The sequence below is a fragment of the Enterococcus sp. VV15 genome (genome assembly GCF_005236045.1).
Classification (GTDB): domain Bacteria; phylum Bacillota; class Bacilli; order Lactobacillales; family Enterococcaceae; genus Enterococcus_B; species Enterococcus_B durans.
This window is the reverse complement of sequence record NZ_QPTY01000005.1, coordinates 37626-53287: the sequence shown is the minus strand read 5'-3', so window position 1 is coordinate 53287 and position 15662 is coordinate 37626. Positions and strand designations below refer to the sequence as shown.

Genomic DNA, 15662 nt, shown 5'->3' with positions numbered 1-15662 from the left:
ATAGGCTAACATTAATTCATAGAACGAAAGTAATCGAGTTAGGAAGGGTAAAATGTGAAAAATAAACGACACTTGATGCTTCAATGGATCAAAGATCACAGTCTGGTTTTGAAATTGATTTTTTTTGGATCAGTTCTGGTATTTGTAGCAAATCAAGTAGCTAATATTGCGCATGGCATGAGTTGGCAAGATATTTGGCAAACGATGGGACAACAAAATCATTTCACCCTTGCGTTAATGATCCTTATAGGGTTGATTGGGGTTCTTCCAATGCTGCTGTATGATTGGGTGACGATTCGTGTACTTGAAAAGCAAGGAAAGCCCAAAATGAAGCGACAGGATTTTTTCTTGGCTGCTTTTATTACGAATACGATCAATAATCTAGCTGGTTTTGGCGGGATTGTTGGTGCTAGTCTTCGAGCTAGTTTTTATGGGAAAGATACAAATCGTAAGAGGGTACTTGCAACGGTTTCTAAAGTAGCCTTATTCATGCTGACAGGGTTATCTATCTGGTCCTTTATTACTTTTTTTGATGTGTTTGTTCTTCAAGAATCAACTATTTTTAGAGGGTACTGGATCTGGTTATTGGGTGGAAGTTTTGTGGCACCAGCTATTTTTTTCTTTGCCTATTTAAAAAGAAAAACGCTGTTTGCGGAATTTTATCCTAAAGGCTTGTTGGGTTTGTTGATTGCCTCTTTTGGACAATGGACAGGCGCGCTGTTCGTGTTCTTGCTGATTGGTAGACTGATGAAGGTCGACATCTCCCTCTTTTCTATCTATCCAATGTTTATCATCGCCACGTTGATCGGTATGTTGACAATGGTCCCTGGTGGTATGGGAACCTTCGATGTGCTGATGATCCTAGGGATGAGTCAGTTATCTGTACGACAGGATATTGCTGTAGTATGGTTACTTTATTATCGCTTATTTTATTATGTGATCCCTTTTGCAATAGGGATTTTATTGTTCCTTACACAAACCGGGGTCAAAGTAAACCGTTTCTTGGATAATATCCCGCGACTGGTGTTTCAAAAACTGGCGCATCTTGTCTTAGTAAGTGCTGTTTATTTTGCGGGTATCATGATGGTTTTATTGTCCACGATCACGAATCTTTCAACGATTAGTCGGCTATTCCAATTTTTATTGCCATTTTCATTTAACTTTTTAGATCAGATGCTGAATCTGTTAGTGGGTTTCTTATTATTAGGATTGGCACGGGCATTAGCGATGAAAGTAAAGAAGGCATTTTTACCAACGATCGCGTTACTTGTTTTTGGCATTATCAACACGGTGACACGAACATTGTCATGGCAATTGATTGTAGTATATCTCTTGATATTGTTAGTTGTCTGGTTATCCAGAAAAGAATTTTATCGCCAAAAATTTGTCTATTCTTGGGGAGCTATCGTTTTTGATGCTTGTCTATTTGGTTTTTTGTTTATCGTTTATGCGATTGCCGGCTATCATAGTGGCAGTTTCTGGGTAGGGCGGTTGACGGCAAATCACTTTATCCTGTTTCCGTCCGATGATGTTTGGTTTTCTGGATTGATAGGTCTAGGTATCTCTTTGTTGGCACTAGTCGCTTTATATCAGTATTTAGCAACTACGCCGAAGAAATTAGGAGAGAACTTGCAAATCGAGCGATTGGAAAAGCTTTTGACGCGTTATGGTGGGACAGCAGCAAGTCACTATTTGCGATTGCCTGGCTACACTTATTTTTATTACCAAAAACATCATGAAGACCAAGTCGTCTTTGGGTTTCAAATCAAAGGAAACAAATGCTTTATATTAGGCGACCCAATCGGGAATCCTGAGATGTTACGTGAAGCAACAGCAGAATTTATGAAAAAAGCCGATTGTTTAGGGTATCAATTAGCGTTTTATAAAGTATCCGAAAAATATGTCGTGACTCTCCATGAAGTTGGTTTTCATTTTACAAAAGTTGGTGAAGCAGGGATTGCTGATCTAACAGCTGAGGAAGTTCCTTGGATCAACCAACAATTGGAATACCAAAAACTGAATAACGAGGGATATCATTTTACCTGGTATGATCAGTTGCCAGAAGAGTTACTTTTAGCAGTAAGTGAAGTTTCTAGAGAGTGGTTACAGGGAGCACGAGAAAAACATTATTCAGTGGGACGATTTGATACCGCCTATCTTTTATCCAGCGGGGTAGGAATCGTACGCAAAGAGCAGAAGATCGTTGGTTTCATCACAGCACAACCAATAACAAACGAGCAAGCGGGTTATGATTTGTTGCGGACGTTACCAGATGAGCCTGTTGAACTGGCGGATTATTTATTGGCGAATCTATTTGTGGTCTATCAAGAAAAAGGATATTTGGAAGCAAATCTAGGATTGGCACCTCTTGCAAAGGTGGGTGAAACAGATTTTTCTTTTGTACAAGAAAAAGTCATGCACATTGTCTATAATTACGGGAATTTCTTTTATTCCTTTCAATCTGCGTATGAAGAAAAATTGCGTTACGTAACCAGATGGGAAGGACGTTATTTTGCTTACATGAAAGGAAGTAGTTTTGTGTTTGCCACTATGCAATTGTTTATCCTTATCGGTAAAGGAAAAGAAAAAACACCAAGTTTTGCCGAAGAAGTACTCACAGAATTATAGAGCAAGAAAAAGAACTGGGATAAGAAGACAAAAAGCTATTCCAGTTTTTTTCTTTATTATTGAATAAAAGCGATCATGCAAGTCCGTGAATGCATTGGGGGAAGCTATACTTTTATTTTTCCCTGTGATAGAATACTTGCGACTTAGACTTTTTGAACGGGTGAGAGGGATGGAACTGATTGAGAAAGCACCAGCTAAGATAAACTTAGGCTTGGATGTGTTGTATAAGCGCCCTGATGGTTACCATGAACTGGAGATGGTCATGTCGAGTGTTGATTTGGCAGATCATTTGTTCTTTGAAGAAATACCAGAAGATAAGATCATCGTGGAAACAAACAAAGCGTTTTTACCAGTAGACCAGCGTAATAATGTATATCAAGCTGCTTTGTTGTTGAAAAATAAGTATCAGGTAAATAGAGGCGTCAAGATTTTTGTTAAAAAGAATATCCCAGTTGCAGCAGGACTTGGTGGGGGAAGTACTGATTGTGCAGCAACTTTAAGAGGAATCAACAAACTTTGGAATTTAGGCTGCTCTTTGGAAGAGTTGGCGAGTATCGGGCTTGAAGTTGGGACAGATGTTCCATATTGTGTTTATGGGAGCACTTCTTTTGTTAGTGGTAAAGGAGAAAAAATAAACATTTTATCCCCTATGCCACCATGCTGGGTCGTGTTAGTTAAACCAAGAATGAGCGTTTCAACGCGAACAGTCTTCAAAGAGGTGGATGCGCAACAACTCAAACATCAAGATATTGAGGGATTAGTAGAGGCTATCCAACAGCAAGATTATCAAAAGATGATTGCTAAAATGGGCAACAGCTTGGAAGACGTCACAGGCAGACGACATCCAATCATTCATCAAATCAAAGAACGAATGTTGAAATATGGTGCTGATGCAGCTTTGATGAGTGGTAGTGGACCAACTGTTTTTGCATTGTGTCAACATTATTCACGGGCTCAAAGAGTTTATAATGGCTTAAAAGGTTTTTGTGATGAAGTATATTTAGTTCGTACATTATGATCAAGAGTGATGTGTAGGAAAAGGCGTTTAGAATAAGCAATTGAATAAGAGATGCTGTTTATTCGGTGGGATGTAGATGGAATGTGAGGCTCATATTTGCTTCGCATTAAGAATTTCTTTTCTTCAAGGCAGTCTCTTTTTATGGGCAGTTTGGTTATTGAATGGGTATGAATCATTTTGTTTTGGGAAGTTGGAACAGATGGATGTTCCACTTCCACTTTTTTTGTGTTCAAGGAAAAAACGACGCAAAACGTTTCTCTAAGTCACTTGATATGAATGTAGCATCATTTATTTTCCGTTTTGAAAACAAATTTGACCGCTAAATCAGAAATTGGAGTATTTCTATTGACTCAGTTTTTTTATTCTGATAAATTAAATTCCGTCGACAAATCGTAATTTTACGATTTGTTTTTTATGAAAGGAGAATATAATGAAAAAATATCTTTTAGGTGTTGCCTTGGCAACGGGATTATTGTTACTAGCTGCTTGTGGAAATACAGCCCAAGATACTTCGAAAAAAGATGAATTAACAGTTGTCACTACTTTTTACCCAATGTACGATTTTACTAAAGAAGTAGTGGGTGATGAAGGAAACGTGAAATTGTTGATACCAGCAGGGACTGAACCACACGATTTTGAACCGAGTGCAAAGGAGCAGGCAGAGATTTCTGATGCAGATGTTTTTGTCTATAACAGTTCAGATATGGAATTTTTTGTTGATTCATTAAAAGATTCTGTTGATACAGATAAAACATTGATGATCGAGGCAGCAAAAGGAATTGATCGCTTAGACACGAAGGAAGAAGAACATGAGCATGAAGGGGAAACCTCAGATAGTCATTCTCATGAATATGATCCGCATGTTTGGCTAGATCCCGTTTTAGCAATCAAAGAAGTACAAACGATTGCTTCTGACCTAGGGAAAAAGTACCCAGATAAAAAAGAAATATTTGATAAGAATGCAGCTGCGTATATCAAAAAATTAGAAGCATTGGATCAAAAATACAATGATGAATTAAAAGGTGCTGCGAACCGCACGTTCGTCACGCAACATGCTGCATTTGCTTACTTAGCAAACCAATATGGTCTGACACAAGTAGCAATCTCAGGCGTTTCACCAGATCAAGAACCTACGCCAAGCCGTTTAGCTGAACTGAAAGATTTTGTGAAGAAAGAAAATATCAAAGTGATCTACTTTGAAGAAAATGCTTCTTCTAAAGTTGCAGAAACGTTATCTAGTGAAACAGGTGTGAAATTAGAGGTATTGAATCCGCTAGAAAGTTTGACGAATGAGCAAATCAAAGCGGGAGAAAACTATATTTCTGTGATGGAAAAGAATCTAGATGCATTGAAAGAAAGTATAAAATAAGAACGGAGGTATTTCGCGTGCATTATATCGAAATATCCGATTTAACTTTTTACTATGATGATGAGCCAGTGTTAGAAGATGTTTCTTACTACGTCGATGCCGGTGAATTTGTCATTTTAACAGGAGAAAATGGTGCAGCAAAATCAACGCTGATCAAAGCGTCTTTGGGGTTGTTGAAGCCATCAAAAGGAACGATAAAGATCGCTGAAAAGAATCAAGAAGGAAAAAAATTAAGTGTTGGCTATATTCCCCAGCAGGTTGCTTCTTTCAATGCCGGATTTCCTAGTACGGTAATTGAATTAGTGAGGTCTGGCCGCTATCCAAGAGGTCGCTGGTTCAAACGTCTTTCTGAAAAAGACCATCAACATGTCAAAAGAGCTTTGGAATCAGTAGGGATGTGGGACATGCGTCATCGGCGTATCGGCGAATTATCTGGTGGACAAAAACAGCGGATCAGTTTGGCTCGGATCTTTGCGACAGATCCTGATTTGTTCATTTTAGATGAGCCGACAACAGGGATGGATGAAGAGTCTCGGAATGAATTTTATCATTTGCTTCGCCATAGTGCGCATGATCATGGAAAATCTGTTCTGATGATTACGCACGATCATGAAGATATCAAACAGTATGCTGATCGTCAGATCCGTTTGGTAAGAAAGGAGGATTCTCCATGGCGTTGCTTTCATATGAATTCATGAGAAGAGCCTTTTTAGCGGCTATCTTTATTGCTGGAATCGCACCTATGTTGGGGGTATTCCTAGTGATAAGAAGGCAATCGCTAATGGCTGATACACTTTCCCATGTATCACTAGCTGGGGTGGCATTAGGATTCTTTTTGAATATCAATCCAACGATGACTACGATGCTTGTTGTTGTTTTAGCAGCTATCATTTTGGAATACTTGCGTACGATCTACCGCACTTATTCAGAGATATCGATCGCGATACTCATGGCAGGGGGCTTGGCTCTTGCATTGGTACTGATGAATCTCAGTGGTGGAAACTCAGCGACGAGTATCCAGTCCTACTTATTTGGTTCGATCGTAACCATCACATGGGAACAAGTCATTTTCTTAGGGATACTGTTCGTAGTTATCGGAGTATTATTTTTCTTATTCAAACGCCCAATGTACGTTTTGACATTTGACGAAGACACTGCCCATGTCGATGGATTGCCTGTTCACTGGATGTCCATGGTGTTCAATGTGATCACAGGTGTTGCAATCGCCGTGATGATTCCGATTGCGGGGGCGCTGTTGATCTCTGCAATCATGGTATTGCCAGCAGCAATCGGAATGCGATTAGGTAAAAGTTTTAATGTAGTCATCGCGATCAGTATCCTTGTTGGGTTTATCGGGATGCTTTCAGGTCTAACCAGTTCGTTTTATTTAGACACCCCCCCAGGAGCGACAATCACTTTAGTCTTTATCGTTTTATTCCTGCTGGTGAATTTGATCAAACGATTGCTTGTAGCATTTAAACGTAAAAGTAGATAAATATTAAAAAGAAAAGGCAGTGAAAACGAAAAATTTTCATCGCCTTTTCTTTTTTTTAGATAAATACCGAACTATTTTCTTATTTTTTTATAAAATGCTCGAATTTTTGAGTAAAAACTTATATAATGTAAAACGATAAAATTTTTTGAAAAAGGAGCTGGAATATGTGAAAGTACGTCGCAGTGAACGACTTGTTGATATGACTCAGTATTTATTAGAACATCCACACGAATTAATTTCGTTAACAAGTTTTGCCGAACGTTACGAATCTGCTAAATCATCGATTAGTGAAGATCTAGCAATCATTAAGAAGACATTCAGAGAAAGAGGCTATGGTATATTAGAAACCATCCCAGGAGCAGCTGGAGGAGTGTTATTCATACCAGAAATCTCTTATGAGGAAGCCAAAAAATATGTTGAGTCACTAGCTGAACGTTTGTCAGAACAAGATCGTTTATTGCCTGGCGGTTATGTTTATTTATCTGATTTATTAGGTGAACCCGAATTATTGCGCCAAGTGGGTAAAATCATTGCTTCAAAATATTTAGGTGAAAAAATCGATGCAGTGATGACCGTAGCAACGAAAGGCGTGCCGATTGCACAAGCCGTTTCTTATTATTTGAACGCACCGTTTGTCATCGTTCGTCGTGATTCAAAAATCACTGAAGGATCGACTGTCAGCGTCAATTATGTTTCTGGTTCATCTGAAAGAATCGAAAAAATGGAACTTTCAAAAAGAAGTCTTAAGAGAGGTTCACGTGTGCTAGTCGTTGACGATTTCATGAAAGGCGGAGGAACAGTGAATGGGATGAAGAGCTTGATCGAAGAATTCGAATCAGAGCTTGTCGGGATCACAGTCTTTGCTGAATCAAAATTCAATGGACATCGAGCAATCGATGATTACACCTCACTTCTCTATGTCAAAGATGTTGACACTAAGACGAAGAATATTACAGTCGTGCCAGGAAATTATTTTTCAGAATAAGAAAAGTATACGATCGTTTTAGTCCACAAGTGACTACAATAAAGAGGCCGGGTCACAAGAAAGAAGAAGGAATTCACAGAAATTGTTTTCAAAATTTTTGCGAATTTCGGCTTATTTTTTCGAAGAGATTACTTCTGATCCTACCGTTTATTCTGATCAAGAAGGTGAGATAAAAGTGATTTTACTTTTATCTCACCTTCTTTTTTCTGATGGTTGTCAGGAAGGATTTCAGCTAGACTATTGTCAAATGGTCTAGGTTATAATTAATAAATGGTTTGGTTGAAAAAATAGGAATAGTGGGCTAAACTTAAAACCATAATATATACAATTAGGAGTGACGCAATTGGACGCACGTTATGCAATTATTTTGGCTGCGGGAAAAGGTACACGTATGAAGTCAAAATTATATAAAGTTTTACATCCAGTTTCAGGAAAGCCAATGGTTGAGCATATCATCAATCGGGTAAGTGGAACGAACCCTGATCAAATCATCACCATCGTAGGTCATGGTGCAGACCAAGTGAAAGAACAATTAGGTGAAAGAAGTGAGTACGCTTTACAAGCAGAACAATTAGGGACTGGTCATGCTGTGTTACAAGCCGCTTCTTATTTAGAAGGAAAAGAAGGAACAACTTTGGTCATCAGTGGAGATACACCGTTATTGACCACTGAAACATTGAATAATCTTTTTGAATACCACCAAGGAAAAAACGCAAGTGCAACGATTTTGACAGCACAAGCAGATGATCCTACTGGTTATGGACGGATCATCCGAGATCATATCGGGATCGTTGAAAAAATCGTGGAACAAAAAGATACTACTCCAGAAGAAGCATTAGTCCAAGAAATCAATACGGGAACCTACTGCTTTGATAATCGTGCACTGTTTGATGCACTTAGTAAAGTAGGTACAGACAATGCGCAAGGCGAATATTATCTAACAGATATTATCGAGATCCTTAAAGAGGAAGGAAATACGGTAGCTGCTTACCAAACAGACGATTTTGAGGAATCAATGGGGGTCAATGACCGAATTGCATTAGCTAAAGCCAATGAATTGATGCGTCAACGAATCAACAAAATGCATATGGTCAATGGGGTTAGTTTTGTTGACCCTGCAACGACATACATTGATGCTGGTGTAGTGATCGGTACAGATACTATAGTAGAAGCGGGTGTACAACTTCAAGGTAAGACGGTGATCGGGAATGATTGTTTCATTGGTGCGCATTCACGCATCGTTGACAGCACGATCGAAGACCACGTAGTCGTTGAAAACTCTGTGATTGAAAACAGTCTTGTAAAACGTCATGCTGATATCGGTCCATTTGCACACCTTCGTCCGAAAGCGGAAATTGGTGAAGGCGCACATATCGGGAATTTTGTCGAAGTGAAAAATGCGCAAATTGGTAAAAATACCAAAGTCGGCCATCTGACTTATGTGGGTGATGCGACATTAGGTGAAGAAATCAATGTTGGTTGTGGCGTAGTATTTGTAAATTATGATGGCAAAAACAAGCACCATACAACGATTGGCGACCATAGTTTCATTGGTTCAAACACAAATATCATCGCGCCAGTCGAAGTGGCAAAAAATTCGTCCATTGCTGCCGGATCAACAATTACTGATGATATCCCAGAATATGCGATGGCAATTGCGCGTGCAAGACAAGTCAATAAAGAAGGATATGCTAAAAAACTCCCTTATTTAAATTAATACTTTTGCAAAACCCCTTGATTTATTCTGAAAATATGACTAGTATTTAGTAGGTAGAATTCTAGAGTTGTGAAAAAGAAAGTGGAGGTCCCCATGTCAAAACATTACTTTGACCCAAGATTAAAAATTTTTGCGTTAAATTCAAATCGCCCATTAGCAGAAAAAATCGCTGCGGCCGTCGGTGTCGAATTGGGTAAATCATCTGTTACTCAATTTAGTGATGGAGAAATCCAAGTGAATATCGAAGAAAGTATTCGTGGTTCACATGTGTATGTCATCCAATCAACAAGTAGTCCAGTAAATGATAACTTGATGGAATTATTGATTATGATCGATGCATTGAAACGTGCGAGTGCCAAAACGATCAATGTTGTGATGCCTTATTATGGTTATGCTCGCCAAGACCGTAAAGCACGTGCGAGAGAACCGATCACTGCAAAATTGGTTGCAAATATGATTCAAAAAGCTGGAGCAACAAGAATGTTGACCCTTGATTTACATGCTGTCCAAATCCAAGGATTCTTTGATATTCCTGTCGATCACTTAATGGGTGCACCATTGATCGCAAATTATTTCTTAGAAAAAGGCATTAAAGGGGACGATGTAGTCGTTGTTTCACCAGACCATGGTGGTGTAACTCGTGCGCGTAAATTAGCCGAGTTTCTAAAAGCACCGATTGCAATCATTGACAAACGCCGTCCAAAAGCAAATGTGGCAGAAGTAATGAACATCATCGGACAAGTAGAAGGAAAAACATGTGTCTTGATCGATGATATGATCGATACTGCGGGAACTATCACTTTAGCCGCAAATGCATTAAAAGAAGCCGGAGCAGTCAGTGTATATGCTTCATGTACACATCCAGTGTTATCTGGTCCAGCGTTACAACGGATTGAAGATTCAGCAATCGAACGTCTAGTTGTAACAGATTCTATCTACCTTCCCGAAGATCGTAAAATTGATAAGATCGATGAAGTGAGCGTTGGTGGTTTGATGGGTGATGCGATTAAACGTATCCATGAAAACAAGCCAGTTAGTCCTTTATTTGAAACAAAAAAATAAGGAATATCTGAAAATTAAATAGAATCACAAAGGGGAGTCTGTCTGGGCTGAGATTGAATGTTATTTCTAAACCCTTCGTACCTGTTTCGGTCATGCGAACGTAGGAATTGTGACGAGTAGTAGAGACTCATCTTGAAGTATCTACTGGAGTAATGGTTTTGAAATTACTTCCTCCTTTGTGGTTTTTATACTAAAAAGGGGGAATTTTTTTATGGAAAAGAAGTCCAGAGTTTGGATTGAAGGAACAATCGTGGCTGCTCTAGCACTGGTTCTATCATTGATCCCATTGCAAATAGGCAGTAGTTTTTCAATTTCACTAGGTCAGATCCCACTCACATTGTTTGCACTAAGACGAGGTTGGAAAGCCGGTTTACTCTCGGGATTTATTTGGGGGATTCTCCATTTTCCGACCGGACAAGTTTACTATCTTAGTGTTATCCAAGTTCTGATCGAATATCCGATCGCATTTACTTTCGCAGGATTTGCTGGCCTCTTTTCCAAGAGAATGCAAAAAAATGTTATAGAAGAAAATACTCGGGGAATGACCACCACTATTGTATTAGGAACAATTGTTGGTGTGGGGGCAAGATATTTTTGGCACTTCATTGCAGGTGTTGTTTTTTGGGGAAGTTATGCATTATGGGGAATGAATCCATGGATTTTTTCTTTCGTCATGAATGGGGCAAGTGGTCTTGCGACAGGAGTAGTCACTATCGTCGTTTTAATTGGGATTGAACGAACGATGCCGACATTATTTCTAGGACACAGCCAAAGACAAAGAAATAGTTTCTGAAAAATATGAAGTACGATCAGGAGCAGTAATAGATAAATGAAAAAACCCACTTCTGAAAATAGAGATATCTATTTTCAGAAGTGGGTTAATTTTTGTTTGAATAAGGTTCCTTAAAGATGTCCCGTTTATTTTTGGAGTGGACAAAAGAAATGTTTCCCTGTTTTAATGCTTTTACTGAAGGAACGGGAATTACGTCTGTCTTGCCCGTTTTAAATCAATGTATTCGCAGTAAAATCAACTGCTTCACCTTCAAGTTTCCAATGCCGATCAGCGACTTGGTAAACTAAAGTCCCGATTGCTTCTTCTTCACGGTAGCGTGTTCCTTTTAATTTCCAAATATAATCTTCGATCACATAAATAGGAATACGATATTCATCGTTGACCAATCCACCTTGTTCAAATGAAAAAATGATGCCTTCCTGCATTAAATTACGCATATCTTTTAATAGATCGACACTGATGTTCTCAACAGGGATATCACGACGGAAAAAGGATTTTTTCTCGTTGATTTTTTCAAATAAGATCGTGCTTAATTTATTTGCGAAAATCCGGTAAAATTCGTCTAAATAGCGATAATAAATACGTCCTAATTGATCATTTAAATCGAAATAAACAAAATTATTTTGTAACTTATAAAAAAATGGAGAATGAAGATGTGTTTTCATGTGTCCAAAGTAAAGTAACTCAGAAATTTCTAAGGGTGTTAGTTCTTTTAACATCGTTAGATCACTGAAGTCGATCCATTTTAAATCGCCAGAACGATTTCTATTACGCACAGAGGAAAAAAATTGCTGGATATTTTCTGTACCACGGATAACTTTTAGACCGGTATGTGACTCGTACTCACCAGCGGTCGCTGAAGGGTCCAACAATAACAAATTTTGTGGAAAATGCACGATGCCGTTTGAAAAATCACTGATCGTCAGTCCTTTTGTTAAAACTGCATTGCTTGTCGTATCGATATGTACATAAACTGACTCAGTCATCATGCTCCTCCTCTTAGCCTTTATCTCTTTTATTTTACAACATTTATCATAAAAAAGCTTGTTTCTTTTATTTTAAAATTCCATTACAAAACCGCTTGTTATCTGAAAGCCATGCCATTTTTTGGATTACTTAATAAATCCTTTAAAAAGCCATATATACTGATATTTTTGCAGCAACTAATTCATTTTAGTATTTCTCAAAAAATAGTATACTAAAAATAAAAAACAAATTCTCTAACTAGTTTATGTGTGCCACTTGTTATAATTACCGGAAAAGGAGAAGAAAATGAATATTCAACGGGTGTATAGTTCAGAGAGAAAATGGCTCTCTCAATCACTGCATCGTTCGCTACAAGTAGTGCCATTTTACCCTACCCATCAAGAAAGTCGGCAAATGTTTTGGCAGAGTACAAAAAAACGACAGGCTTGGAGATATACTGTTGAAAACCAAACAGTTTATTTTGTAGTGGAGTTCACGGATACACGAATGATCATTTGCAATCTTCTAGCAGAAAAAAGCCCTACTGATTGGTGTTCTTTCTTCATGCAACTGGAAAGCTGTGGACGGTACTTCTTCAAAAAGAGTTGTGAATTACGATTTGAAGAACCACTATCTTCTGAATGGCACGAGCGACTACTCTTGCACCAGTATGAAATGACTACTCACCAAACGGGTCAACATATTTGGCAAAAAAAGCTGAATTATTGCAGTGGGTTAGTATTGGGTGGCGGTGGGGCACATGGAGCCTACCAAATTGGTGTATGGAAAGCATTGAAGGAAAAGAATCTTGCATTTGAAATCATTACCGGTACTTCGGTCGGGGCACTGAATGGTGTATTGATTTTACAAAATGATCTGGACCAAGCTACTTCATTATGGAAAAAACTGACCACAAGCCAAGTGATGGAATTTCCAAAAAGAACAGAAGAAAACGATCTTAGAAAAAGATTTATTCAAGAAACGAGACAGATGGCTAGGTCGGCAATTGTAGAGGGTGGTACCTCGATCGCACCGTTAGAAAATTTATTACGGCGAATGCTTGAACCACAGAAAATATTAGCCACACCGAAGCCTAGATTATTTACAGTAGCGACAAGATTGCCTGATTTTACGGAAGTTGTCACACCGATCCAGCAATTATCTGCGAAAGAAATCGCAGATTGGATACTTGCTTCCGCTGCCTTTTATCCTGCCATGGCTTATCGGAAAATCAGTGGATCAAAATATATCGATGGCGGGTATCGAAATAATTTACCGATAGATGTTGCCATTCAGCATGGGGCGACGGAGTGTTTTGTGGTTGATATCAATGGCCCCGGTATAACTAAAAAAATCACACCACCACCTGGTTTCGTCCAATGGGAATGTGGCTCATTATGGTCCTTAGGTGGCTTTTTGATCTTTGATAGTCAGAGGAATCAGATGAATATCCAGTTAGGTTACTTAGAAACAAAGAAAGTTTTAGGTGATTTCCAAGGAAAATGGTATACATTCTTTACTGTCAAAAAGGCAGAAGATAGTTGGCGTAAATTTTTGAACTATTTGATGAAAGACGTGCAAATCGATCTATCCTTTTGGTCGGACCCAAAATTTTGGCGCGATTTGCGTAAGTTATATAAAGACAGGGTGGTCATTGAGACATGCGGACTGGCAATGCTCGAACTACTAGCCAAAAAAAGAGTTGTTTTACCGAATAAAGTGTATCATTTTAATGAAATGGTGGGGCGGATATGTAAAGAAAACATACTGACAAAGGACAGTCTCCGATCCATCGGACAATTGAATGCGGAAGAGTGGCAAAAATTTCAGATATATCAAAAAAAACAAAAGGTTGAACAAGAAAAGCAAGCCACACTTTTTCGACTGATAAGAAATAAAGAAAACGCTAAGCTGCAATCTTCACTTGACGCACAACCAATTGACACATTATTGATCTTGTATTTATATTATCTTAAGGAGGAACAACAATGGCACAAGAATTTTCTTATGAAATCATAGAAGAGATCGCTGTTTTATCAGAAAACAACAAAGGATGGCGCAAAGAATTGAATCTGGTTAGTTGGAACGGACGTCCACCAAAATTTGATCTACGCGATTGGGCACCAGATCATGAAAAGATGGGTAAGGGACTAACACTGACAAACGAAGAATTTGAAGCGCTCCAAAAAGCTATCGAAAATATGTAATGGAAGGGACCCTGTCGAATGAAAAGTATGACTGGTTTTGGCAAAGCCGTCCGTGAAACGAAGAAATACCAAATCGAAATAGAAATCAAAAGTGTAAATCAACGTTTTTTAGACATTCAGATACGTAGCCCAAAAGTATTGAATTTTATTGAAAATGAGATTCGACAATTGATCAAACAATATCTAAGTCGCGGCCGAGTAGAGGTTTTTATCAACCTTGCCTATGTAGGGAAAAACCAAAAGCAGCTTTTTATTGACTGGGACTTGATTGATGAACTTGTTTCAAAACTTAAAGGCGGATTTGAGCAACGGTATGGCGATCAGGCCCATCTGGAAATCGGTCGGCTGATCGAAAAATTGGCAATGAACGAGGATTTTGTAATGGTGGAAGAAAAAACAGAAGATGACCTGAATGAACTTTCTGGGTTGGTTATTGCTACGGCAAAAGAGGCACTTGCTGAGATCGAAAAAAGTCGTCAATCGGAAGGACTGGCACTTACTAGTGTATTGCAACAAAATAGTGAAGAGTTCAAACAGACACTTGCAAATCTGACTCGTTTTTTCTCATTGTATGAACAGGAATACCAAGAAAAATATCAAAAGAAATTGGAAGAGTTTCTTGGAACAGTTGTTGATGAGCAGAGATTATTGACAGAACTAGCCATTTTATTGGAACGAGGCGATATCCATGAAGAACTCGATCGCTTAGTGATCCACATCCAAAAGCTCGATAGTTTAGTTGCGGCAACATATCCGGTTGGAAGAGAGTTAGACTTTTTGATCCAAGAAATGAATCGTGAAGTCAATACCATCGGTTCGAAATCAAATGTGATCGAAATCAAGACGCAAGTGGTCCAATTAAAGACAACACTAGAAAAAATACGTGAGCAGATCCAAAATATCGAATAGTAAAGGGGAATACAAAAATGAAATATTACGACATTACATTCCACGAATTAAGTGGGAAAACGATCATCAAGAGAAACATCCCATCCGAAAAAGAAGGTTTTGCTGCTTGGGAAGATGCCTGCAGTAAAGTAACCGAAAATGAATTACAACTTTTAGTGAATGACGGTACTTATGTGACGATGAATCGGAAATTTATCGTTCGGATTGATGCGGAAGAAGTTTCAGATCCAACGGAAAAAGCACTGTCCAGAAAAGATGAGATCATGGGCGTAGTGAATACACTATCGAACATGGGATTCTAGAAATACGAGATCATTTAATAATTGAGAGGTGGAGACAAAAGTGTTTCTTATTTTTGTCCCACTCTCGTTTTTTATTCTTCTTTCTATGAAAAAATAGAGAAAAGAAGGCACGAATGATAATTGAAAAATAGAAATTAAGGTTAAAAGAACCTGAAAGATTCAGTGAATCATGAAGTAGTCCATTAGCGGTTTCTCATGCAAACGGTGCTTT

The 15662-nt window shown here is 38.5% G+C and carries 14 protein-coding genes and 1 riboswitch; of the genes, 13 read left to right on the top strand and 1 reads right to left on the bottom strand.

The features are described 5' to 3' along the window. Window positions 1–54: 54 nt before the first annotated feature. The 9 genes from mprF (at window position 55) to thiT (ending at window position 11067) form a co-directional block, all read left to right on the top strand. A complete protein-coding gene (mprF, locus tag DVW83_RS03385) occupies window positions 55–2628 on the top strand; it encodes a bifunctional lysylphosphatidylglycerol flippase/synthetase MprF (RefSeq protein WP_104661734.1) in 2574 nt (857 codons plus the stop codon). Window positions 2629–2797: 169 nt separating this feature from the next. Then, a complete protein-coding gene (gene ispE, locus DVW83_RS03380) occupies window positions 2798–3646 on the top strand; it encodes a 4-(cytidine 5'-diphospho)-2-C-methyl-D-erythritol kinase (RefSeq protein WP_104661735.1) in 849 nt (282 codons plus the stop codon). A gap of 430 nt (window positions 3647–4076) precedes the next feature. Then, a complete protein-coding gene (locus tag DVW83_RS03375; protein WP_104661736.1) occupies window positions 4077–5015 on the top strand; it encodes a metal ABC transporter substrate-binding protein in 939 nt (312 codons plus the stop codon). Between the two features lie 17 nt (window positions 5016–5032). Further along, window positions 5033–5713, top strand: coding sequence for a metal ABC transporter ATP-binding protein (locus DVW83_RS03370; RefSeq protein WP_104661737.1), 681 nt, complete (start codon window positions 5033–5035; stop codon window positions 5711–5713). Then, window positions 5686–6510, top strand: a complete 825-nt coding sequence (locus DVW83_RS03365; RefSeq protein WP_104661738.1) for a metal ABC transporter permease — start codon at window positions 5686–5688, stop codon at window positions 6508–6510. Before DVW83_RS03370 ends, DVW83_RS03365 begins: the two co-directional genes overlap by 28 nt. A 166-nt stretch (window positions 6511–6676) precedes the next feature. Continuing rightward, the gene (gene purR, locus DVW83_RS03360; protein WP_005875132.1) at window positions 6677–7495 is read left to right on the top strand and encodes a pur operon repressor; all 819 of its coding nucleotides are present in this window, start codon (window positions 6677–6679) and stop codon (window positions 7493–7495) included. Between the two features lie 343 nt (window positions 7496–7838). Then, window positions 7839–9212 (top strand): bifunctional UDP-N-acetylglucosamine diphosphorylase/glucosamine-1-phosphate N-acetyltransferase GlmU, encoded by a 1374-nt coding sequence (gene glmU / locus DVW83_RS03350; protein ID WP_104661739.1) that lies wholly within the window; start codon window positions 7839–7841, stop codon window positions 9210–9212. A gap of 93 nt (window positions 9213–9305) precedes the next feature. After that, on the top strand, window positions 9306–10274 hold the full coding sequence (locus DVW83_RS03345) for a ribose-phosphate diphosphokinase (RefSeq protein ID WP_005875136.1): 969 nt from the start codon (window positions 9306–9308) through the stop codon (window positions 10272–10274). A gap of 20 nt (window positions 10275–10294) precedes the next feature. Next, window positions 10295–10398, top strand: a riboswitch (TPP riboswitch). 87 nt (window positions 10399–10485) lie between these two features. Then, the gene (gene thiT, locus DVW83_RS03340; protein ID WP_104661740.1) at window positions 10486–11067 is read left to right on the top strand and encodes an energy-coupled thiamine transporter ThiT; all 582 of its coding nucleotides are present in this window, start codon (window positions 10486–10488) and stop codon (window positions 11065–11067) included. A gap of 209 nt (window positions 11068–11276) precedes the next feature. Here the strand turns inward: thiT and DVW83_RS03335 are convergent, their stop codons facing one another. Next, entirely contained in the window at window positions 11277–12053 is a 777-nt protein-coding gene (locus DVW83_RS03335) for a hypothetical protein (RefSeq protein WP_104660511.1), read from the bottom strand. 286 nt (window positions 12054–12339) lie between these two features. On the opposite strand from DVW83_RS03335, the gene DVW83_RS03330 reads away from it, so the two are divergent. From DVW83_RS03330 to DVW83_RS03315, 4 genes are read left to right on the top strand one after another with little or no spacing between them, the layout of a single operon-like run. Beyond that, window positions 12340–14052, top strand: a complete 1713-nt coding sequence (locus DVW83_RS03330) for a patatin-like phospholipase family protein (protein WP_104660510.1) — start codon at window positions 12340–12342, stop codon at window positions 14050–14052. Then, window positions 14022–14240 carry a YdbC family protein gene (locus DVW83_RS03325; protein ID WP_016177758.1) on the top strand — a complete coding sequence of 73 codons (219 nt, stop codon included), beginning with the start codon at window positions 14022–14024 and terminating at the stop codon, window positions 14238–14240. Before DVW83_RS03330 ends, DVW83_RS03325 begins: the two co-directional genes overlap by 31 nt. Window positions 14241–14258: 18 nt before the next feature. After that, complete coding sequence (locus DVW83_RS03320; RefSeq protein ID WP_104660509.1) at window positions 14259–15149, top strand: YicC/YloC family endoribonuclease; 891 nt, start codon at window positions 14259–14261, stop codon at window positions 15147–15149. Window positions 15150–15166: 17 nt separating this feature from the next. After that, a complete protein-coding gene (locus DVW83_RS03315) occupies window positions 15167–15451 on the top strand; it encodes a hypothetical protein (RefSeq protein ID WP_005875141.1) in 285 nt (94 codons plus the stop codon). Window positions 15452–15662: the final 211 nt, after the last annotated feature.